We start from the raw sequence: 21,581 nt of genomic DNA on the forward strand, positions 1-21,581 counted from the left end.
ACGGCGACAGGACGTGTCAGAACTGGTAGATCAGGCGCACGCCGTAGGCCGGCTGCGCGCTATGGAAGCCGCGCGGCGCGTGCAGGTCCCAGCCGGCGAAGCCATCCCAACTGAGCCCGCCATGCGTACCGCGCACGCCGACGAAGCCACCGACCAGGCTGCGCCCGGCCTGGCCGGCGGCGCTGGGCCCGGCAATGCGGCCGGCATCCACGCCCAGGTACGGGGTGATGCCCAGCCGCTGCACCGGCAGGTTGAGGCTGTTGCGCCAGTACGCGCCGCGTTCGGCGCCGAGGGTGCGTTCACCGTCGAAGCCGCGCACGCTGTAGCGCCCGCCCAGGGTGATGAACTCCGAGCCCAGCAGCAGCTGCGGGGAGGTCTGCGCGTGCAGGCTGCTGTCCCAGCTCATCGCCACCGGGCCCAGCGCGAACGGCAGGCCGGCGCTGACGTCCAGGGTGGTGACGCCGTAGCGGTAGCCGGGGAAACCAACGGCTGGGTCGTAGCCGGTCCACTGCCCGTCGAACCACGGCGTGCCACGGCGGTGGCCCAGCCGCGTGTCCAGCTGCAGCTTGCCCAGGTAATGGCGATGGCTGAGGTAGAGCTCGGCGCTGGTGGTGTGGCGGCGCTGGATGCCGATCTCCACACCGTCCAGGTAGCTGCGTGCCGCGCGCTTGGCCACCACCATGCCCAGCGTGGTCTTGCTGGTGCCGGTGCGGTGGATCACCCGCTGCAGATCCAGTTGCGCGCTGTCGGAGCTGCCGCTGGACTGGAAGCTCTGGCGGAACCCGTCCACCTGCTGGTGGTAGCGGTAGGACGACAGCGACAGCGAGGCCGTCCACCAGCCCCAGGGCACGCTGTAGGACAGGCTGTTGCCGCGGGTGCCGCGCGCGGCGCCGTCGTCGACCAGATCGTGGTTGTAGCCGATCGAGAGCAGGTCGTTGACGCCCAGCGGCGCATCCAGGGCGAAGTCGACGCCGCCCTGGTAACGCCCGGTCGCCTGCACGCCCGAGTCGTCGGCGTTGAGCACCGCGCGCCAGCGCTTGCTGCGCTGCACGGTGATCAGCAGGTCCGACTCGCCCGGCTGCTCGCCCGGGGCGATGTCGATCTTGGCGTCCTGCGACGGCACCCGCTTGAACTGCTCCACGCCCTGTTCGATGGCACGCAGGTCGAGCACGTCGCCCGGGCGCAGCGGCAGCGCCCCGCGCCAGAACACGCGGCCGTCCGCCGACTGCACGCGCACCTGGCGCAGGCGCCCGGGCAGCAGTTCGAAGCGCAGCTCGCCGCGGGACAGGTCCTGCGCGGGCACGCCGAGGCGGGTGGTGACGAAGCCGCGCGCGACCAGTTGGTCCAGCGCACGGCGGCGGATCAGGTCGATGCCGGCCGTGCCGATGCAGCGGCCTTCGTAGCGACGCAGCGACTGCCACAGCCAGGAAAAACGCGCCGCGTCCGGGCCACCGCCGTTGAGGCGGACGCGCTGGATCGGGAAGCACAGGGCTTCGGTCGGCAGACTGGTGCTGCGCATGTCGGCCGGCGCTTCGGCCTCGCGCGGGCCCACGAACGGCGCCTGCCGATCCTGCTCCTGTTGCCGCTGCACCTGCTCGGCCTGGCGCAGTTGTTCCTGGCGGTCGAGCGTGCTTGGCGGTTCCTGCGCCTGCGCTTGCGCCATGGGCACGCCGCCAAGCAGGCACGCAGCCAGCACAATGCGAGAAGCTCCTTTTCTCCAGCGATCCACTGCAACGTCCCTTGTGACGCGTCCCGCGTTTGCCTGCAGGTGCAGGCGCGATCGCGCTGCAGCGCACCAGGCGCCGCGTCGCGCGGTTTTCCGTACTGGGAAGTGTGGTGCAAACCACAGCGCAGCGACATCCGGAGGCTCCCCACATGCTGTCGGGAAATTCCCTGCAAAACAGACACTTACGTGAATCGCGTCACTTTCACAAAGGATGCACGTCACAACTGGCGCGCCATCCGCCGCGACTGCCACACTCGCGGCTCACACCTCGAAGGCCTCGCATGCTGCCGCTCCTCCTCCTGCTGGCCCTGGCCTCGCCCGCTGCGTCCGGCGCCGTGCCAACCCATGCCGCCGCGACGCCAACGCCGACGGACTGCCGCGCGGCAGCGGCCACCCCGGCCGATGCCGACGTCTGCGATCCACGCCGCGGCCTGCTGCATCTTGCCTATCGCGCCGGCCGCGTCGTGCTGCAGCTGCCGGGACGCGCGCCGACCGTGCTGGAGACCATCCCGCGCGCCTACGCACCGGAACTGATCGGCACCGAGCACGCCATCCGCCTGCTGCCGACCGCATTGCAGCCGTATCTGGGGCACGACCGCCTGCTGTACCTGTCCGTGCGCCGGTCCTCGCCCGGGGACGGACAGGGCTATTGCGGCGCCGGTGCGGAGATGGCGCTGACCGTGGTCGACCTGCACGGCACGCCTTCGATCCTGGCACGGGTGCCGGTGTCCAGTTGCCTGGACAACATCGACCTGGACGCACCCGACCTCGGCGACCCGCATCCCTACACCGTGCGCGATGGCCGCCTGCGCATCCGCTTCAGCACCTATGCCGGCCAGGACAGTGCCGGCCCGGTCGAGGCGGTGCTCGCCCCGGATCTGCGCGCACTGACGTTCGTGCCCTGAGCGCGGCGGCCTGCCTGCGCCGCGCCCGTCATCGCAACCGGCTAAAATCCGTGGTTCATTTGCCCAGGTTCCCACGCCCGATGACGCCGATCGCCCGCACCGCACTGGCCTGCGCCGTGCTTGCCCTGTCCGCCTGCAAGCCGCAGGCGCAGGTCGCCGACCCCGCCGCCAAGCCGGCTGCCACCGCCACTGCCGCGTCGACCGCGTCCGCTGCCGCTCCGGGCGCCGCCGACGACAACCTCAACGCGGTGCTGTGGATGCAGCGCTCGGCCGAGTACCAGGCCCTGGCCGAGCAGACCTATCGCGCCGCCGCCGACCGCCTGGATGCGGCGCTGAAGGAGCCGAACTGGGACGCGCTGGTGCCGGAGGAGCGCGGCAACGCCGCCACCGGATTGAAGCCGGCGGTAGTGATGGACGTGGACGAAACCGTGCTGGACAACTCGCCGTACCAGGCGCGGCTGATCCGCAACGGCAAGGAATACGACGAGGTCACCTGGGACCAGTGGGTGGCCGAGAAGAAGGCCAAGCCGATTCCCGGCGTGGTCGATTTCGCCAAGGCCGCCACCGCCAAGGGCATCACCGTGCTGTACGTGACCAATCGCGCCGTGCACCTGACCGACGCGACCCTGGCCAACCTGCGCAGCGCCGGCCTGCCGGTGGCCGACAACAGCGTGCTGCTGGGCCTGGGCACGGTGGTCAAGGATTGCGAGCAGAACGGCTCGGAGAAGAACTGCCGGCGCAAGCTGGTCGGCCAGCAGTACCGCGTGCTGATGCAGTTCGGCGACCAGCTCGGCGACTTCGCGCAGGTGGTGGCCAACACCCCGGAAGGCCGCGCGCAGTTGCTGCAGCAGTACCACGACTGGTTCGGCGAGCGCTGGTGGATGCTGCCCAACCCCAGCTACGGGTCCTGGGAACCGGCGCTGTTCAACAACGACTTCACCCAGTCGCGCGCCGCCCGCCACCAGGCCAAGGTGCAGGCGCTGGAGCTGGCGCAGTGAGCCGCGCGCCGCTGGCGCTGGCGCCGCACGAGCGCCTGATCTTCGCCCTCGACGTGCCCGGGCGCAGTGAGGCGCTGGAGTGGATCGAGCGGCTCGGCGATGCGGTGGCCTTCTACAAGATCGGCATGGAGCTGCTGGCCTCGGGCGAATACTTCGACGTGCTGGACACGCTGGCCGGGCGCGGCAAGCGCGTGTTCGTGGACCTGAAGTTCTTCGACATCCCGGCCACGGTGGGCGGGGTGATCCGGCGGCTGTCGCAGTGGCCGGTGGACTACTGCACCATCCATGGCTGGCACCCGCCGATGATGCAGGCCGCAGCCGAGGCCAACGGCAGCGACATGCGCCTGCTGGCGGTGACCGTGCTGACCTCGATGGGCCGCGCCGACCTGGCGTCGATGGGCATCGACCGCGCACCTGAGGACGTGGTGGTGGAGCGCGCGCTGGCTGCGCAGGCGGCGGGCATCGATGGCGTGATCGCCTCCGGCCAGGAAGCGGCGCCGATCCGCCGCGCCACCGGCGCCGGCTTCTCCATCGTCTGCCCCGGCATCCGCCCCGGCGGCCCGGTCGGCGACGACCAGCAGCGCACCGTGGACGTGGCCCAGGCCTTCGCCGACGGCGCCGATGCGATCGTGGTCGGCCGGCCGATCCGCCAGGCGGCCGATCCGCGCGCTGCGGCCGAGGCAATTCAGCGGGAGATCGCGCTGTCATTGTCTGGTGACGCTGTTCGCTGATTTTAAATCAATGACTTAGCTGACAACTTCTAACGTATTGCTTTAGCTTCGGCATGCCGGTAGCATGCCCAGCGTCCGGCCCTGCCGGAGATGTGCCATACCGTTCTCCGGCTTCGGTCGGATTTGAAGAGGCCCGCGCCTGGTGCGCGTGGCCTCTTTTTTTGTGCCCGCGTCGCGCTCAGGCGGCCCGGGCCGCGCAATAGCGGTCGATGAAAGCCTGGTGCGGCGGCATCGCGTCGGCGCAATGGCCGATGGTCTGCTCGACGCTGGCCATGAAGCGCTCCAGGTCGGCCTGCGGCACCTGGTCCACCAGCGGGTGGTAGGCGCGCGGCAGGATGCCCTGCCCGACCAGCACCTGTACCCAGCTGATCTCGGCGAACATCTCATCGCCATTGCGGTAGAAGCGGCCGCTGTCGCGGAACAGCTCCAGCGTCTCCTGCAGTTCCGGGGTGATCGGCATGTGGCGGCAGTGCCGCCAGAACGCACTGTCGTCGCGCTCGGTGGCGTGGTAGTGCAGCAGCAGGAAATCGCGGATGCGGTCGAACTCGAAGGCGATTCGTTCGTTGTAGCGCCGCACCAGCACCGGGCTGGTGCCCTCGCGCGGGAACAGCTCCAGCAGCTTGGAGATGCCGGACTGGACCAGGTGGATGCTGGTCGATTCCAGCGGTTCCATGAAGCCGCTGGCCAGGCCCAGCGCGACCACGTTGCGGTTCCACACCTGCTTGCGGCGGCCGGTGACGAAGCGCAGCGGGCGCGGATCAGCCAGGGCCTGGCCGTCGAGGTTGGCCAGCAGCGTGGCCGCGGCCTCGTCGTCGCTGATGTGCGCGCTGCAGTACACGTAGCCGTTGCCGGTGCGGTGCTGCAGCGGGATGCGCCACTGCCAGCCGGCCGCGCGCGCGGTGGCGCGGGTGTACGGCGTGGGCGGGCCGACCTTGGCGCAGGGCACCGCCAGCGCACGGTCGCACGGCAGCCAGTGGCTGAAATCGTGGTAGCCGGTATGCAGCGCCTGCTCGATCAGCAGGCCGCGGAAGCCGGAGCAATCGATGAACAGGTCGCCGGCGATCGCCTCGCCCGAGGCCAGGCGCACCGCGCGCACGTCGCCCGATTCCGGATGCAGCTGCACCTCCTCGACGATGCCCTCGCGCCGGGTCACCCCGCGCTGCTCGGCGTAGCCGCGCAGGAAGCCCGCGTACAGCGCCGCATCGAAATGGTAGGCGTAGGCGATGTTGGCCAGCGGCGAATTCGGCGGCACGTCGGTGGCCGAGGTCATGAACCGGTCGCGCTTGGCGGCGACGGTGTTGAGCGTATAGGCACCCAGCGGCTTCGCCTTGCCGGCCAGCGCCTGCTTGAACCAGTACTGCTGGAACGGCAGCAGCCCGAGCGGATGCCCGATCTCGGTGCCGAAGCCGTGCACGTAGGACGTCCCCGGGCGCTGCCAGTCGGCGAACTCGATGCCGAGCTTGAAGCTGCCCTGGGTGTGGCGCACGAACTCGGCCTCGTTGATGCCGAGCAGATTGTTGAAGGCCTTGATGTGCGGCACGGTGGCCTCTCCGACGCCGACGATGCCGATCTGCTCGGACTCGATCAAGGTGATGCGGTAGTCGGGGCCCAGCACACGCGCCAGCGCGGCAGCGGCCATCCAGCCGGCGGTGCCGCCGCCGACGATGACCAGGTTGCGAAGAGGGGCGGCGATCATGCGTGCGTGGTCCTGTACCGAAGAAAGGGGCGACCGCAAACGCGGACGGGGCCACGCGGCCCCGTCCGTTGAAACCCCACGCGCGCCGGTCGGGCACGCGCGTGGGTCATGCAGTGGATCAGAACTTGGCGCCGATCTCGAAGGTCACGGTGCGCGGCACGTACATGATGTCGCCGGTCTTGTTGATGCTGATGTTGGGATCGTACCGGCCGTTGCTGCCGAAGTCGTTGTAGACGTACGTGTTGTAGTTCTTGAAGTTGAAGGCGTTGAGCAGATTCACGCGCGCCGACAGCTTGAAGTCCTTGTACACGGTGAAGTCCTTCGACGCCTGGAAGTCGACCGTGCGATAGCCCCAGATCTTGCCGCCGACCAGGAACTTGCCATTGCCCGGCGGAATCGCCGCGACCTGCTGGCAGGTCGCACCGTCGGGATCGGTCTTGCCGTAGCACGCGATGGTGTTGATCGGTTCCGGCGTCGCCAGCACCACCTTGGCGCCGAAGGTCATGCCCCACGGGCCGTCGATCGAGCCGGAGGCGACGAAACGGTGGCCCGCCACGGCGTCGGACTTCACGAACGGATAGTCGTGGATGGTGGCCTTGTCGAAGCCGAAGGGCTCGTCGATGTTGCGGTTCTGACGCGCATTGGTGTGCGTGTAGGACAGGGTCAGGCCCCAGCCCGATTCCTTGGTGTAGGGCTTCTCCGCCGACAGCAGCACCTGGGTGGTGCGCTGCTCCAGGCCGTTCATGCCGATGATGGTGTTCTTGTAGCCCGGCACCGGCTGACCCCACGGCGCGCTACCGGTCGCATCGAAGTAGGAACCGTCCGGATAGCGGTTGATCAGCGACATGGCGAAACCGTCGTAGCTCAGGTTGCGCTGCACGGTCACGTCGGTCAGCCAGTCGCCGACCTGGTTGCTGATACCGATGCTGTACTGGTCGCTGTACGGGGTCTTCAGGTGATTGTTGAACATGAACAGCTCGCCGCTGCCGCTGACGCCGGCGATCGCATTGAGGTTGTCCATGCCGTTGAGGTACTTCGTATCCCACGGCACGCACACGCGGTCGCTGCGATAGCACTGGCCGGTGACCGGGTTCTGGAAGAACACCGCAACCGGCGACAGCGCCGCCTTGCTGGTCTCGTACGCCATCTGCTCGAACAGATTGCGGTCGTACGACCGCCCGGCACCGCCGTGCAGCACCGCGGACTGATCGCCGAAGAAGTCATAGGAGAAGCCCAGGCGCGGCTGCCAGGCATCCTTGAAGTTCTTGCGGTTGTGGCCGTTGCTGATGTAGTCGGCGGCGTTGACGCCGCTCGGCAGCAGGCGATCGGCCCAGGGATGGCCGGGGTTCGCCGGATCGTCGGAGTACAGCGCCTGCACGAAGGCGGCCGAGGTGACGAAGTCGGTGTAGGCCGGGTTGTCCTCGTAGTCCCAACGCATGCCGATATTGAGCATCAGCTTGTCGTTGACCGCCCAGTCGTCCTGCAAGTAGATGCCGTACTGCTTGGCCTTGGTGGACACCACCGCGCTCTGACCCGGGGTGGCATACGGCGAATAGAAGTCAACGCGGTAGGGCGTGGAGGCCACGCCGTTGGCGTCGACCGAGTAGCTGAACTGCGGGTTCAAGGACGCGGCATCCTGCGCCGTCAGCTTGATGTCCTTGTAGTTCACGCCCATCTTGATGGTGTGGTCGCCATGCCATTGGAAGCTGGTGAAGGTCAGGTCGTTCTGCAGCGACCAACCCTCCTGCTGACGCTTCTGCACGCTGGCGCCACCGGCCGGTCCCGTGGACAGGAAGTTGTACTCGCCGATGTTCGGATCGGTGTAATCCAGGTAGTTGTAGATCACGCCGTTGCCGGTGCTCATCGGCAGCGGATCGTTGCGGCCGTCCTCGCGGCTGACGATCAACTCGTTGTACCAGGCATCGGCGCTGTGCGCCCAGCGCAGCGCGACACGCTTGTCCTTGTTGATCTTGTCCAGGCCGTGATCGGTCGCGTTCTGCCCACCGACGTTGTCGGTCTGGGTCTCGTCGCGGACCTGTGCGCTCAGTTCGAAACGGTCGCGGTCGGTCGGCTCGAAATCGATCTTGCCGAAGTACAGGTCTTCGGTGAACGGCAGGTTGGCCGCGCCGTACTGGCTCGACAGGTTCGCCGGCAGGAAGCCGACATACGGCGCCGCCTTGGCATCGGGATAGATCGTGCGCGGCACGACGTTGTCCTTGCCTTCGTAGGCGAAGAAGAAGTGCATGCGATCCTGCAGGATCGGGCCGCCGATCGCGAAGCCGTATTCCTTGGTCTGCGAGTCCACCTTGTTGCCGGTCGCTTCCTCGGCCGGGCTCTTGTCGCGCAGATCCTGGTCGGTGTAGCGGTAGAACACCTCGCCGTGGAACTCGTTGGTGCCGGACTTGGTGGCCGCGGTGACCGCCGCGCCGCTCACCTGGCCGAACTCGGCCTTGTAGTTGGAGGTGATGACCTTGTACTCGCCGATCGCCAGCTGCGGGAACGGGTTGCCCTGGCTGTCGTTCTGGCCGGCGATACCGCCCTTGGCCACGTAGCTCTTCTGGCTGACGCCGTCGATGTACAGATTGCCGGCGCTGCTGTTGGAGGCGCCACCGCGCAGCGTGGTGTGACCCTGCGAATCGATCTGGAACACCATGCCCGGCACGGTGTCGGCGAACTCCAGGAAGTTGCGGGTGGCCTGCGGCAGCTGCTCGATCTGGTGCAGCGACACCACGTTGCCGACTTCCGAGGTCTTGACGTCCTTCAGCAGCGGGGCGCTGACAGTGATCGTGTCCAGAGTGGTCGCGTTGCCGCCGGCGGCCGGGGTCGCGGCGTCGAGATCGACGGTGGACGAGGACGCCACCTGCAGGGTCACGGTCTTGGTGATGCCGTTGGCCTCGACCTTGTAGGTGCCCGGCGGCAGGCCGACCACGGTGTAGCTGCCGTTGGCGGCGACCGGCGCGCGGCGCACCGAGCCGGTGGCGATGTTGGTGACGGTAACCTCGGTGCCGGCCTGGGCGGCGGCGACCTGACCACGCAGCGTGGCGTTGCTGGACTGGGCCATCGCCGGCATCGTGGCGAACAGGCAGGTGGCCAGCGCGCAGCACAGCAGGCTGCGTGCGGGCAGGTTGGAGGCGGAACGCGGTTTCTTCATGACGAAAGCCCTCCCAGGGCGGTCAACGGGATCATTGTTGTGTTCTTCTAGGTGCTGCAGAAAACGACATCGGTGCTGCATGCGTCGGTGTCAGTCCATGGCGGTCCCTCGCTGGGCACTGGAAGCACGAACGATGAGTTGCGGGGCGATCGCGCCAGCCGACGCTGCCGACACCGCCGGAGCGGCGTGCGGCTCCAGTGCGGCGAGCAGCAACTGCATGGCGCGGGCGCCGAAGCCGGCGATGTCCACGCGCATGGTCGTCAGGGCCGGATGCACGTAGCGTGCCATCGGCACGTCGTCGAAGCCGGCCAGGGCGATGTCCTCGGGCACGCGCAGCCCGGCATGGGTGAAGGCGAACAGGCAGCCCAGCGCCATCATGTCGTTGGCGGCGAACACCACGTCCGGCCGTTGGCCCTGCAGCAGGGCTTCGCCGGCGCGGTAGCCGGAGGCCTCGTCGAAGGCGCCAGGGAGCACCAGCGGCGCCACCTGCGGGCAGCGCTCGCGCAATTCGTCGCGGTAGCCGCGCAGGCGCTCGCGCGCGTCGAAGTTGTCGTCCGGCCCGGCGATGAAGGCGATGCGGCGATGGCCTACGTCCAGCAGGTGGCGGGTCATGGCGCGCGCGCCGCCGTAGTTGTCGACGTTGAGCACCTGCGCCTCGCCGATGCGCTCGGCGCAGTTCATCAGCACCGCCGGCAGCGTGCCGGGCAGCATGTCGGCCGGATCCTCGGTATCGCTGGCCAGGGACGGCGACATGATCAGCAAGCCGTCGACGCGCCCGGGCATGCGCCGTACCGCCAGCCGCTGCTGCTCCGGTTCGCCGTGGTAGCTGGACACCAGCAGGTGCAGGCCGCGCTCACGCGCCACCGTATCGATGCCGCGGATCAGTTCGGAGAAGAACTCGCCGTGCAGGTCCGGCAGCACCACGCCGATGGTGTGGGTGCGGCGGCTGCTCAGGCTGCGCGCCGCGTGATGCGGCACGTAGTGCAGGGTGCGCGCGGCTTCCAGCACGCGCGCGCGCACCGACTCGGCCACGTGCTGGTGGCCGTTCATGGTGCGCGACACCGTGGCCACCGACACGTTGGCCAGGCGCGCCACGTCCTTGATGGTGATGTTGGCGCGCTGGTCCGGCGCCATGACGGGGGGCGGGCTCACCAGCGTGCCTCCAGGGTCCGGAACGGCTTGGACAGGGTCACGCCGCCGGCGTCGTAGTGGTCGATCCGGCGGCCGTCCACGCGTACCTGGGTCGGCCGCATGCGCGTCGGCCAGACCACGCGCACGGCGGTGCCGGCGCGCAGGCCGCTGTCGAGTTCGACCCGCAGCCGCCCGTCGCGCTGGCGCGCGCGCAGGCCGAGCGTGCCGTAGGCGGTGGGCAGGCGCTGCACGGCCAGGCCGTCGTCGGCCAGCCAGGCCGGCGGCACGCCGGGCAGCAGCACCAGCGCATCGTCGCCCTCGTGCATGAGCATGCCGAACAGCGTGCGCGCGTACTCGGCGCCGATCCAGGTATGCGGCATGTCGCCCAGGTAGCGCGGGAAGCGCAGCCGCGATTGCACCACCTCGGCCAGCACCTGCCATTCGAACGGGCGACGGTCGCGCAGCAGGTCCTGCAGCAGTTCGTCGGCCACCTGCGGCTGGTCCAGGTGCACGTAGGTCAGCACGTTGCGCATCTCGTACGGGGTGTAGGCCCACAGCGCATTGGGTTGCTTGCGCTGGCGCACGTCCTCCAGATAACGCGCGAAGGTGGTGCGCAGCGCCGCCTCCGGCAGCAGGTCTTGCTGGCCGGTGGGATCCAGCGCGATCGAGACGCTGGTCGGATCGCCGTCGCCCAGGTCGGCCGCAGCGGGAATGGTGTCCGCGCCCTTCCACGCCATGGTGGCGCGGATGGACGCGGCCAGCGAGGTGCGCAGCGCACCGTACTGTTCGCGCGCCCACGCGGCGGTGGCGGCATCGCCCAGCGATGCGGCCAGCCAGGCGCCGTCGTGCCAGCCCTTCAGCGCCCAGTAGTCGTCCCAGTAGCTGTGGGTGGGGCTGGAATAGCCTTCGTGGCTGATCGACGGGGCGAGGATGCCGCGGAAGCGTTCCGGCGCCGGCTGCTCGGCCATGTAGCCCGGGACCAGGGTGCGCTCGCGCAGCTCCTGCAGGAACTGCATCGCCAGCTTCACCTTCGGCAGGTAGGCGCGCACGCTTTCCGGGCCGCCGTCCAGCCGCGCCACGTCGGCGACCAGGGTGATGTACTCGCCCTGGCTGTCGTACTCCAGGTCCGAGCCGAAGCCGTCGTTGACGCTGCCGTCGTCGTTGAGGATCGGCGAGACCAACCCGTTCGGGTGCACCGCGTGGTCGCTGTACCACTGCAGGTAGTCGCGCGCGACCTGCGCCTGGCCCATGCGCAGCAGGATCGCCGAGGTGGCCATGCCGTCGCGGATGAAGGAGCGGTTGTAGTTGCGCGGTCCCGGCTGCATCGCCGGGCCGGTCTGGTTGATCAGCATGTACGCGGCCTGCGCGCGCAGCATGTCCACCAGGCTGGCGTCGGGCAGGCGCAGGCCGACGTTGCCCAGGCGCTGTTGCCAGTGCGCGGAGACCTGCTCGGCCAGCGCGTCGAAGCTGCGGCCCGCATCGCCGCGGCCGGCGGCGAGCAGCGCGTCGCGGTGCAGCGGCGGCGCCGGCGGCAGGCGGCCCTGGGCGTCGGCGCTGGCGGTGCCCAGCGGGAACGCCAGCACCACGTCCTGTTGCGCACCCGGCGCCAGGCGCACCGTGTAGTTCAGCATCGCCGCGGCCAGGCCGTCGGCGTCGTGCGCCTGGCGCTGCGTCGGCAGCGTGCCGGCGGCGACATGGCGGGTGATCTCGGTGGCGCCGTTCGCGCCGAACGCTTCGGCGCCGACCCCGCTGGGCGCGCTCAACGACGTCAGCAGCGCGCGGCCATTGACCTGCACGGTGCCGCCGTCGACCGCGATATCGTGGATCGGCGACAGGCCGCCGTTCTGCCACGGCGGATTCATCTGCATCGGCCGCACCAGCAGCGACAGGGTGCCGCTGACCGGCGTGGTGCCGGTGTTGCGCAGGCGATGGCGCAGCAGCGTCACCGGCTGGCCGTCGCGTTCGATCGCGAAGGTCTCGCTGCGCAGTTCCAGCCCCGGCTGCGGCGACCAGCGCACCGACGGCATCGGCTTCCAGCCGTCGCGCAGGGCGTGGCTCAGCGCATGGCCATCGGCGCCGGCGGCCGTGCCGGAGGCGTCGCGCCACAGCGGCTGCACCAGCGGCGCGCCCTTCCACGCCTCCAGGTTGCCGTACTCGTCGAAGATCGATTTCTGCCGGCCGGCGTGGATGCCGACCGCGGTCCAATAGGTCTGCTGCATGTGCAGCGAGGCCGGGAACAACGCGCGGGTGGCGCCGCGCTGCGCGGCGACCTGGTAGCGCTTCATCGGCGTCATCACCGCCTTCGGCCCCAGCAGACGCAGGCGCGACAGAGTCGGTACGACGCCACCGGGCGCGGTGTCGACGCGCAGGCGCAGCGCGCGAATCTGCAACGGCGCGGTGCCCGCCAGATAGGCGCTGTCGCTGTCGCCGGCCTGCGGGTCGTCGGCCAGCGTGCGCCAGCGGCCCGCGGCGTCCTGCGCCTGCAGCTGCGCCGGGCCATGCGCACCGGCGAACTCGACGATCAGGCCGGCGCTGTCGAACGCGCGCGGGAAGGCGATCTCCAGTTGCCGCGCCTGCGCGCCGGAGCCCGGCATCGCCACCGCGGCACCGCCCTGCCACAGCGCCGCGGCGTCTGCCGCGGACACGCCACGCAACTGCGCGGCGCTGGCACCCAGCGGCTCCATCTCGTAGATCGACACGCCCCAGTCGGCGCTGCGCGCGGGCGCAGCCAGGCGCAGGTAGCGGGCCAGCTGCGGCGCGAAGAACACGGTTTCGGTGCCGCCCAGCGAGTCGGCCATCGTGTAGACCGTGTCCCAGCGCTGGCCATCGCGCGAGGTCTGCAGCAGGAAGCCTTCCGGATTGGAGGTGTCCCACTGCAGGCGCACGCCGCCGACCTGCGCGGCACGGCCCAGGTCGATCTGGAACCAGTGGCCGGGACTGAAGGCGCCGGCGGTGCGGGTGCTGGCGTCGCCGTCGATCAGATAGCCGATCGCCTGCGCCTTGACCTGCTTGGAGGAACTGGCCGCCTGCCATTGCGCACGCGGCGGCAGGCGGCCTTCCTGCGCCTGCACCGGGGCCGTCATCGCAAGTCCGCACAGGACTGCAGACAACACCCAGGCGCAGCGGCGCGCGCCACCGTGACCGAGCACTCGGATGATCTCTGACGAATATCGCACTGGGTCCCCCGGCCAGCACCGCCTCAATCGAGGTGGGCGGACGTTAGCAGCAACTGCAAGCGGTTACATGATGCGTTGCAACATGTGCAATCCCCTGGCACGTCTGGTCATACGCCGACATGCCTGTCCCGACGGTCCCAAGCCGGGTCATGAAATGTCCTGCCGCGACAAGCCCAGCCCCCTGGATGCCTGCCAGTGCTCCCCGCCCCACACCCCCGCCCGGCTTGCCGGAATCGCCCGCGCCCAGCAAGATGCGGGACGTTTTGGGGAACGAGCCCGCACCGTATGCCGTCCTGCCCGACCCGGGTCATCTCCTCGCGCGCGCTGTGCGTCCTGCTGTTGGCGATGCTCGCCCTGGCCGTGGGCGGATGCAAGCGCACGCCCGCCGAACTGCCCGGCGCCAGCGCCGAGCCGGCCGCCGCGGTGCGCACGCTGGCGCGCGCGCTGCAGCGCAACGACCTGCTCGGCTACGCCCAGGCCGCGGTGCCGCCGGCCCAGTACCAGCGCCTGCAGCAGGCCTGGAGCGAGGACCGCAGCCGCTGGCCGCTGACCGAACTGCCGCTGGCCGAACGCCTGCCCGAGGTGCTCGACACCCTTGCCGCGCCGGACGCCGAGCGCCAGCTGCAGCGCGCCTTCGACGCGCAGTTCGGCGGCCAGGCGACGAGCCTGAAGCAGGCGGCGCACTCGCTGGGCCTGTTCGGCGTGCAGTTCCTGCGCAACCAGGGCCACTACACGCCCGAGCAGCGCGGCCATTACGTGCAGCTGGTGCAGGCGCTGAGCGCCTGGGCCGCGCGCGCGCCGCTGTCCGAGCGCAAGCGCGCGCAGGCGGCGCTCGCGCGGCTGTGCGCGGGCGCGCGCCGCACCGGCGTGCGCAGCGATGCCGACCTGCGCACCCTGGGCATGGACGAGAGCCTGCGCCGGCTGGGTCCGTTCCTGGCCGATCTCAAGGCGGTGCTGGCCGACTACGGCCTGGACCTGGACGCCAGCGCCGGCGCGCTGCGCACCGGTCTGGTCAACCAGCAGGGCGACCAGGCGGTGGTGCGCATCCAGTACCCGCTGGACGGCGAACAGATCGACACCACCGCGGTGCTGGTGCGCCGCGACGGGCACTGGTACCTGCGCGACACCCTCAGCGAGGTGGATGCGCTGCTGGCGGCCAGCGCCGGCACCGCCGCCCCGGCCGCGGCACCCGCCGCCGACCCCGCCCCGCCGGCTAAGCGATAATGGCCCCGATGCCAGAACAAAATCCCCTCCCCTTCCCCGACGACGCCGCGGCCCGTACGCCCGCCGACGCGTCCCCGGCCGATCCCGGCGCCGCGCCCTCTTCGACCGTCGTCCCCTCCACCCTGCCCGTGGCCGCGACCGCCGCGCGCCAGGGCAAGGGGCCGCTGTGGGCGCGCCTGCTCGGGCGCCTGGCCGACCCCTGGCTGGGCCTGAAGATCGAACCGGCCGAGCCCGGCCAGTACAACGATGGCCGGCCGGTGGTGTACGTGCTCGAGGACTACGGCCTGTCCAACGCGCTGATCCTGGACAAGGCCTGCCGCGAATCCGGCCTGCCGTCGCCGCTGGTGCCGCTGCCCGGCGACCCGCTGGGCCGCAAGCGCGCCTACCTGGCGCTGTCCCGGCGCAGCAGCAACCACGCGCTGCTGCCGGAGCAACGCGGCGCCAAGACCCACTCCGATTCGCTGGCCAAGCTGCTGCAGGCGCACCGCGAGCGCCCGGACCTGGACATCCACCTGGTGCCGGTGTCGATCTTCGTCGGCCGCGCCCCGGACAAGCAGAGCGGCTGGTTCGCCGTGCTGTTCTCGGAAAACTGGGCGCTGGTGGGCAGCTTCCGGCGCCTGCTCGGCGTGCTGCTCAACGGCCGCAGCACCATCGTGCGCTTCGCCCCGCCGGTGTCGATGCGGCAGACGGTGGAGGAAGGGCTGCCGCCCGAACGCACCGTGCGCAAGCTGCAGCGCGTGCTGCGCACCCACTTCCGGCGCATCCGCGAGGCGGTGATCGGCCCCGACCTGTCGACCCGGCGCCTGCTGGTGGACCAGGTGCTGGCCGCCGAGCCGGTACGCGAGGCGATCGCCGCGCAGGCCAAGCGCGACAACAGCAAGCCGGTGGACGCCTGGCGCAAGGCGCACGCCTACGCCTGGGAGATCGCCGCCGACTATTCCAGCCCGGTGGTGCGCTCGGCCAGCTTCCTGCTGACCCACGTGTGGAACCGCATCTATGCCGGCGTGCTGGTCCACCACCTGGACAAGCTCAAGGACGCCGCGCCCGGGCACGAAGTGATCTACGTGCCCAGCCACCGCAGCCACATGGACTACCTGCTGCTGTCCTACCTGCTGTACGAACGCGGCATCGTGCCGCCGCACATCGTGGCCGGCATCAACCTCAACCTGCCGGTGGTCGGTACCCTGCTGCGCAAGGGCGGCGCGTTCTTCATCCGCCGCTCGATCAAGGGCAACGCGCTGTACTCGGCGGTGCTCAGCGAATACGTGGCGCAGCTGGTGGCCGGCGGCTACTCGATCGAGTACTTCGTCGAAGGCGGGCGCTCGCGCACCGGCCGCCTGCTGCAGCCCAAGGGCGGCATGATCGCGATGACCCTGCGCGCGTTCCTGCGCCAGCCGCGCAAGCCGGTGCTGTTCCAGCCGATCTATGTCGGCTACGAGAAGCTGATGGAGGGCAACAGCTACCTCGACGAACTCAGCGGCCGGCCCAAGGAGAAGGAATCGATCTGGGCGCTGCTGTGGGGCATCCCCAAGGTGCTCAAGCAGAACTACGGGCAGGTGGTGGTGAACTTCGGCGAGCCGATCCCGCTGAGCCAGGTGCTGGCGCAGCGCGCGCCGGAATGGGACGGCCAGCCGCTGGGCGAGGACGAGAAGCCGGCCTGGTTGAACGGCACCGTCGATGCGCTGGCGCAGCAGATCCAGGTGCACATCAACGCCGCCGCCGACGTCAATCCGGTCAACCTGCTGGCGCTGGCGCTGCTGTCCACGCCCAAGCACGCCATGGGCGAGGCCGACCTGATCGCGCAGATCGAGCTGTGCAAGAAGCTGCTGGCGGAACTGCCGTACTCGGACCGGGTCACGGTGACCCCGCATTCGCCCGAGCGCATCATCGCCCACGCCGAAGAGATCAACGTGCTGACCCGCACGCCGCATCCGCTCGGCGACGTGCTCAGCGTCAACGGCGACAACGCGGTGTTGCTGAGCTACTTCCGCAACAACGTGCTGCACCTGTTCACCGCGTCCTCGTGGGTGGCGTGCTGTTTCCAGAACAACCGCCGCATGAGCCGCACCGGCCTGCTGCGGCTGGGCCGCACCGTGTACCCGTTCCTGCAGGCGGAACTGTTCCTGCCGTGGAGCGAGGACCAGTTCGCCGAACGCATCGAACGCACCATCGAGGTGTTCGTGCGCGAAGGCCTGCTGCTGCAGCTCAACGAGGACGACGGCAGCGTGCTGGCGCGCAACACCGGCCAGACCGACGAGGTGTTCCGTCTGCGCGCCATCGGCCACTCGCTGCAACAGGCGTTCGAGCGCTATTACATCGCCATCTCGGTGCTGGTGAAGAACGGCCCGGGCAAGCTCGGCGCCGGCGAACTGGAGAGCCTGTGCCAGCAGGCCGCGCAACGCCTGAGCCTGCTGTACGCACCGGCCGCGCCGGAGTTCTTCGACAAGACCCTGTTCCGCGGCTTCATCCAGAAGCTGCGCGAACTGAAGCTGGTGTGGCCGGACGAGAACAGCAAGCTGGTGTTCGACGAACGGCTGGATGCGTGGGCGAAGGATGCGAAGTTCATTCTTGGCCGCGAGTTGCGCCACACCATCGAACGGGTCAGCCCGGAGGCGGCCAAGGTGGAGGAGCCGCCGGTTCCGCAGGACTGAGGCAACGCCCACCTCCGACCGCCGTGCGGTGGCATTGTGGCGCGTGGCGACGCGCCATGCATAAAGGCGCCCCGCTATCACTAGCGCGTGGCGAAGCGCCGGACATCAGGTCGCCCCTGCGGCGCGGCGGGTGACGCCGCGGCACAGTGACTTCCGACACGCGACCCAGGGGCCGGTGCGGCCCGAGCATGTTTGAAACTCCCTGCTGCGGGTTCCGGCGATGCGCACAGCTCCTCTTTTCGCTCTGTTGCTGTTTGCCGCCTCCAGCGGGCCCGCGTGGGCCGACCAGGGCGACGACGCTGGCAAGCACGACCATCGGCCGCAGGTGTCCTCGCGCCAGTGCGGCCTGAGCACGCCGTTCAACGTGCTCGCCGACACTGGCGGCATCTGGCTGACCCGCAGCGATGGCGACGGGCCGCGCGAGATCTTCTTCCATGCCGGCGAATTGAGCGTGGATCGCCGGGTGCAGCAGATCGGCGCCGCCGATGCGCAACGGCTGCTGGAGATGGAACGCGAAACCCGCGCGCTGATGCCGCAGGTGGCCGACCTCTCGCACGAGGTGGTCGATCTCAGCTACGACGTGCTCGGCTCGGTGGTGGAGATGCTGACCGGCAGCGCCGGCAACGCGCGCAAGATCGAACGGCTGCGCATGCATGCCAACGCCTACGTCGACGGCACGCTCGGTAAGGGGCGCTGGGACCAGGAGGCGTTCGACGACCGGTTCGAGGACTACGTCGAGACGCAGACGGAGAGCTTCGTGGGCAGCATCACCCGTCACGTGCTCTGGCAGGTCGTGACGGGCCGCGCGGAGGCCATCGGCGAACGCGCCGACCGCATGGATGCCGCCCTGGAGGCACGGCTGGATGCGCGCAGCAAGGGGATCGAGAGCAAAGCGCAGGCGCTGTGCGCGCGGGTGGCGCGGCTGGATCAGCTGCAGCAGGCGCTGGAGTACCGCTATCGCGGCCAGCCCTTGCGCCTGCTCGCCGCCACCCAGGACGGTGCGCCGGGACAGAGCACCGCCACCCTCGTCGGCACCGACGATACGCCGCGGAGCAATGCGGTCGCGGTGCCAACGGTCCCGACGCATTGAGCTAGACGCCGCAGCTGGCGCGCGGCGACGCACCAGCCGCGCTGGCGGCCGGCGGCGACGGCAGCACCGCTCAGGCCTCGAACAGGTCCCCGGTGCGCGGTCCGGCATCCGCCGCATCCGACGGATAGACCAACTGCCCCTGCGCATCGCTGCGCGCGGCCGGGTTCAACGTGGCCGGTTCCTGGCGACCGACGTCGATCAGGTGCACCACCGGGTGGCCGTGGTGCAGCAGGTGGTCGCAGACGATCTGGCGGTGGCACTGCCGCCAGTAGGCCTCGGCGCACATCACCGCGCACGCGCCGTCCTCGCCGAAGGCCTGCAACTCGGTCAGGGCCTCGCCGAATTCGCTGCCCAGCGCGTAGTCGGCGTAGTTGTGGAAGCTGACGCTGCGCCAGTGGCCGTTGCGCTGCGGATCGACGCCCGGCTGCTTGCCGCGGCGCCCGCCCAGGGCGCGGAAGTGCCGGTAGGCGATGCCCGCGGCGGCCAGCGCCGGCGCCAGTGCGCTACCGTCGAACTGCGGGAACCGCCGCGAATACGGAAACGCCCGCACGTCGGCCAGGCGGGTGACGCCGGCGCCCTGCAGGATCTGCAGGAAGGTCTCCAGGCTGCGCGTGGAATGGCCGACGCTGAAGAAGGTCGCCGCGCTCACGCCGGTTCGTCGGGGATCAGCAGGTGCTCCAGGCGCATGATGCAGTCCTTCAGTTGCAGCTTGCGCTTCTTCAGCCGCTTGGCTTCCAGCTCGTCGTCCAGATTGGCCGGGATGCGCTGCAGCTGTTCGTCGAGCGCGCGGTGCTCGCGACGCAGGGCGTCGATGCGCAGGGAGATCTCGGCGGGCGTCAGGGTGTCCACGAGGTTCGAGCATACACAGGCCAGCGGTCCGCCGTCACCGTGCAACGCGCCGCTATCCCGGGCGCAGGCCAGCCGGCACAATGCGCGCGGGCGCCGCGGCGGAGGCGGCGCCCTCCCACCCTCGTGCCACCTGCGGCAGGATCGCCGCGCCGAAAGGAGTCAGCCATGCGTTCGTTCCGTTCCCCGTTCGTTCTCGCCCTCGCCCTGGCGGCAGCCTTGCCGCACCTGGCCGCGGCCGCCGATCCCAAGTTCTCCGGCTTCCTGTGCTGCAACATGCGCAGCGATGGCAGCTGGATCAGCGACAGCAACTACGCCGAAGACGGCAAGCAGGTGGTTCCGGCCGGCACGCCGGTGCAGGTGACCGGCTACGGTCGCTACCGCGTCAATGTGCTGATCGACGGCAAGAAGCAGTCGATCGGCAACGACTACAGCCGCGACCTGGGCAACGAGGCCTTCGCCCAGCGCTACGTGGTCGCGCAGGATCCCAAGGCGAAGCTGGCGGCGTACCCGCCGAAGATCCGCGAGGCGATCGCCGCCAACCGCGTGACCAAGGGCATGACCCGCGAACAGGTGCTGATGGCGCTGGGCTATCCGATCACCAGCGAGAACCCGAGCCTGGACGCGCCGCTGTGGCGCTACTGGCTCGACAGCTTCAACGAGTTCCAGGTGTCCTTCGACGGCACCGGCAAGGTCGAGAAGGTCACCGCCGACCCGAAGACCCAGAACCTGGTCTGGCAGCCGTAAGACCAGCCCGCCCTGGCGCCGCACTCCCGACGCGACGGGAGGCGGCGCGAACGGTGCGCCCTGGCCGCGGCCTGCCGCGACCAGGGTCCAAGAAGGCGGCGGTACCGCGTGCGCACCGCCGCCCTGCTGCGCTCAGCGGCTCAGCACCTGCGGCGGATCGCTCCGCGTCGGGCCTTGTTGCGAGGCCTGCAGGGCCTGTTCCTGCTCCTGTGCCTGGCGCTGCGCCTGCCCCTGCTGCACTCCCAGTTGCTGCAGTTGCTGGTAGGTCTCCTGCGCCGGCCGCGCGATCGCCTCGCTGGTCGGCATGTGCGCGCGGTTGGCGTAGGGATCGGGCGAAAGATCGCCGCCGCTGCGGTACACGAACGCCAGTTCGCCGCCCTGATGGGAAGCGGTCGGTCGGTTGAAGCCCACCGCCAGCTGGTCGCGCTCGCTGAAGCCGTTCTGCCTGGCCAACAGGGTCAGGCTGGCGGTCATGCGCTCGCTGTTGTCGTCCCAGCCCTTGCCGATCGCCTGTTCGGCCTGGGCCACGCCGTTGCGGACCCGCTCGTGCAGGGCGCGGTCTGCGGCACCCGGCGCGGCGGTCGGCTCGCTGGCGCGCGGCGCAGGCGCTTCGGGTTGCGGCGCCGGTGCGGAACCGTCGCGGAATCCCGCCGGCAGCATATCGCGCGGCACCTGCGCGGCATCGATGCCGACCGCCTTCAGGTCGGCATGCACCACCGGCGGCGTGCGCTCGGGGTGCTGCGCCTGCGCCCGGTCCTCGGCATCGGCGATCTGCGCCAGCGCGCGTTCGCCATAGTTCTGCGGGTAGCCGCGCGCGTCGTAGAACAGCTTGCCCATCGCCTCCACGTTGCGCGGATTGTCGGCGTCGATCTTCAGATCCTTGCCGAAGCTCAGCCCGTCCTTGGGAGTGTAGGTGGCCTTGCTGCCCACGCCCTGCTTGTCGATGTAGCTCGCCATCTCGCTGCTGGCGTTGTACAGGTCCTTGAGCGTGGCCTTGGGATTGGTGCGGGTGACGTAGTCGGCCAGCGTGTTGACCCCGGCGATCTCGTCCTTGGCCTCGCGGGTGCGCTGTTCCTGCCCGTAGGCCTTGAGCGTGGCGGTGTAGTCGTGCGGCGAGGGCGAGGCGGCGATGCCGTCGACCTTGGCAGCGAACGCGGCATCGCTGCGGTCGATGGCGGCCTTGTTGATGGCATGGCCGATCTCGTGGCCCAGCACGATGCGGGCGGTGTTGGCCGAATCGTCGCGCGGCGCGTTCATCTTCGCCGTGGCCAGCACGTCCATCGGCAACTCGATCTGCCCGGTGCGCGGGCTGTACGAGCCGGTGCCCGCCTCCGGACTGGGCGCAAAGCCGGACAGCTGCTGTTGCCCGATCGCCTGCTCCACCCGCGAGCGCAGCTCCGGCGTGTTGTCCAGCATCTGCCGCAGCGCCTGGCCTTCCTTCGGATGCGCCTGCGCGAACGTGTCGACCATGCCCTTCAGGCGTTCGTCGTCGTGTGCCATCTCCGCTCT

15 protein-coding genes are annotated in these 21,581 nt (G+C 69.8%); 7 read left to right on the top strand and 8 right to left on the bottom strand.

Annotated elements, in window-relative coordinates; all coding sequences use genetic code 11:
• Positions 1 to 16: 16 nt before the first annotated feature.
• Entirely contained in the window at positions 17 to 1,663 is a 1,647-nt protein-coding gene (locus PG878_RS20495; RefSeq protein WP_209030052.1) for a ShlB/FhaC/HecB family hemolysin secretion/activation protein, read from the bottom strand.
• 344 nt (positions 1,664 to 2,007) lie between these two features.
• Between PG878_RS20495 and PG878_RS20500 the strand changes: the two genes are divergently transcribed.
• From PG878_RS20500 to pyrF, 3 genes are all read left to right on the top strand, one after another.
• Positions 2,008 to 2,631 (top strand): hypothetical protein, encoded by a 624-nt coding sequence (locus PG878_RS20500; protein ID WP_209030051.1) that lies wholly within the window; start codon positions 2,008 to 2,010, stop codon positions 2,629 to 2,631.
• Positions 2,632 to 2,711: 80 nt separating this feature from the next.
• A complete protein-coding gene (locus PG878_RS20505) occupies positions 2,712 to 3,629 on the top strand; it encodes a 5'-nucleotidase, lipoprotein e(P4) family (RefSeq protein ID WP_209030050.1) in 918 nt (305 codons plus the stop codon).
• Positions 3,626 to 4,360, top strand: a complete 735-nt coding sequence (gene pyrF, locus PG878_RS20510) for an orotidine-5'-phosphate decarboxylase (RefSeq protein ID WP_209030049.1) — start codon at positions 3,626 to 3,628, stop codon at positions 4,358 to 4,360. The genes PG878_RS20505 and pyrF overlap by 4 nt, the downstream gene beginning before the upstream one ends.
• Positions 4,361 to 4,538: 178 nt before the next feature.
• Here the strand turns inward: pyrF and PG878_RS20515 are convergent, their stop codons facing one another.
• The 4 genes from PG878_RS20515 to PG878_RS20530 form a co-directional block, all read right to left on the bottom strand.
• Positions 4,539 to 6,056 (bottom strand): tryptophan halogenase family protein, encoded by a 1,518-nt coding sequence (locus PG878_RS20515; protein ID WP_209030048.1) that lies wholly within the window; start codon positions 6,054 to 6,056, stop codon positions 4,539 to 4,541.
• Between the two features lie 118 nt (positions 6,057 to 6,174).
• Positions 6,175 to 9,207: a TonB-dependent receptor gene (locus tag PG878_RS20520; protein WP_209030047.1), complete on the bottom strand. Its 3,033-nt coding sequence runs from the start codon at positions 9,205 to 9,207 to the stop codon at positions 6,175 to 6,177.
• A 90-nt stretch (positions 9,208 to 9,297) separates the two neighbouring features.
• Complete coding sequence (locus PG878_RS20525) at positions 9,298 to 10,341, bottom strand: LacI family DNA-binding transcriptional regulator (RefSeq protein ID WP_209030282.1); 1,044 nt, start codon at positions 10,339 to 10,341, stop codon at positions 9,298 to 9,300.
• Between the two features lie 14 nt (positions 10,342 to 10,355).
• Complete coding sequence (locus PG878_RS20530; protein WP_209030046.1) at positions 10,356 to 13,421, bottom strand: galactose-binding domain-containing protein; 3,066 nt, start codon at positions 13,419 to 13,421, stop codon at positions 10,356 to 10,358.
• Between the two features lie 378 nt (positions 13,422 to 13,799).
• Between PG878_RS20530 and PG878_RS20535 the strand changes: the two genes are divergently transcribed.
• The 3 genes from PG878_RS20535 to PG878_RS20545 all read left to right on the top strand — a co-directional run bounded on the left by PG878_RS20535 (position 13,800) and on the right by PG878_RS20545 (position 18,479).
• Positions 13,800 to 14,738: a hypothetical protein gene (locus tag PG878_RS20535; protein WP_209030045.1), complete on the top strand. Its 939-nt coding sequence runs from the start codon at positions 13,800 to 13,802 to the stop codon at positions 14,736 to 14,738.
• Entirely contained in the window at positions 14,738 to 17,389 is a 2,652-nt protein-coding gene (gene plsB, locus PG878_RS20540; protein WP_209030044.1) for a glycerol-3-phosphate 1-O-acyltransferase PlsB, read from the top strand. The genes PG878_RS20535 and plsB overlap by 1 nt, the downstream gene beginning before the upstream one ends.
• Positions 17,390 to 17,636: 247 nt before the next feature.
• Positions 17,637 to 18,479, top strand: a complete 843-nt coding sequence (locus PG878_RS20545) for a DUF2884 family protein (protein ID WP_209030281.1) — start codon at positions 17,637 to 17,639, stop codon at positions 18,477 to 18,479.
• Between the two features lie 70 nt (positions 18,480 to 18,549).
• Here the strand turns inward: PG878_RS20545 and PG878_RS20550 are convergent, their stop codons facing one another.
• Together PG878_RS20550 and PG878_RS20555 are read right to left on the bottom strand one after the other, a co-directional pair.
• Complete coding sequence (locus tag PG878_RS20550; protein WP_209030043.1) at positions 18,550 to 19,128, bottom strand: DUF488 domain-containing protein; 579 nt, start codon at positions 19,126 to 19,128, stop codon at positions 18,550 to 18,552.
• The gene (locus tag PG878_RS20555) at positions 19,125 to 19,328 is read right to left on the bottom strand and encodes a YdcH family protein (protein ID WP_010342388.1); all 204 of its coding nucleotides are present in this window, start codon (positions 19,326 to 19,328) and stop codon (positions 19,125 to 19,127) included. The genes PG878_RS20550 and PG878_RS20555 overlap by 4 nt, the downstream gene beginning before the upstream one ends.
• Positions 19,329 to 19,493: 165 nt before the next feature.
• Between PG878_RS20555 and bamE the strand changes: the two genes are divergently transcribed.
• Positions 19,494 to 20,072 carry an outer membrane protein assembly factor BamE domain-containing protein gene (gene bamE / locus PG878_RS20560; RefSeq protein ID WP_209030042.1) on the top strand — a complete coding sequence of 193 codons (579 nt, stop codon included), beginning with the start codon at positions 19,494 to 19,496 and terminating at the stop codon, positions 20,070 to 20,072.
• 132 nt (positions 20,073 to 20,204) lie between these two features.
• Here bamE and PG878_RS20565 read toward each other — a convergent pair whose 3' ends face one another.
• Complete coding sequence (locus PG878_RS20565) at positions 20,205 to 21,572, bottom strand: XVIPCD domain-containing protein (RefSeq protein WP_209030041.1); 1,368 nt, start codon at positions 21,570 to 21,572, stop codon at positions 20,205 to 20,207.
• Positions 21,573 to 21,581 lie beyond the last annotated feature (9 nt).

This window comes from Xanthomonas hawaiiensis (assembly GCF_031834635.1).
GTDB classification, from domain to species: Bacteria; Pseudomonadota; Gammaproteobacteria; order Xanthomonadales; family Xanthomonadaceae; genus Xanthomonas_A; species Xanthomonas_A sacchari.

Excerpts from the sequence above, each read along its gene's own strand:
- PG878_RS20530 (WP_209030046.1), bottom strand. The coding sequence starts at position 13,421 with ATGACGGCCCCGGTGCAGGCGCAGGAAGGCCGCCTGCCGCCGCGTGCG.
- PG878_RS20535 (WP_209030045.1), top strand. The coding sequence starts at position 13,800 with ATGCCGTCCTGCCCGACCCGGGTCATCTCCTCGCGCGCGCTGTGCGTC.
- PG878_RS20565 (WP_209030041.1), bottom strand. The coding sequence starts at position 21,572 with ATGGCACACGACGACGAACGCCTGAAGGGCATGGTCGACACGTTCGCG.
- bamE (WP_209030042.1), top strand. The coding sequence starts at position 19,494 with ATGCGTTCGTTCCGTTCCCCGTTCGTTCTCGCCCTCGCCCTGGCGGCA.
- PG878_RS20495 (WP_209030052.1), bottom strand. The coding sequence starts at position 1,663 with ATGGCGCAAGCGCAGGCGCAGGAACCGCCAAGCACGCTCGACCGCCAG.
- PG878_RS20525 (WP_209030282.1), bottom strand. The coding sequence starts at position 10,341 with ATGGCGCCGGACCAGCGCGCCAACATCACCATCAAGGACGTGGCGCGC.
- PG878_RS20520 (WP_209030047.1), bottom strand. The coding sequence starts at position 9,207 with ATGAAGAAACCGCGTTCCGCCTCCAACCTGCCCGCACGCAGCCTGCTG.
- plsB (WP_209030044.1), top strand. The coding sequence starts at position 14,738 with ATGGCCCCGATGCCAGAACAAAATCCCCTCCCCTTCCCCGACGACGCC.
- PG878_RS20500 (WP_209030051.1), top strand. The coding sequence starts at position 2,008 with ATGCTGCCGCTCCTCCTCCTGCTGGCCCTGGCCTCGCCCGCTGCGTCC.
- PG878_RS20505 (WP_209030050.1), top strand. The coding sequence starts at position 2,712 with ATGACGCCGATCGCCCGCACCGCACTGGCCTGCGCCGTGCTTGCCCTG.
- PG878_RS20515 (WP_209030048.1), bottom strand. The coding sequence starts at position 6,056 with ATGATCGCCGCCCCTCTTCGCAACCTGGTCATCGTCGGCGGCGGCACC.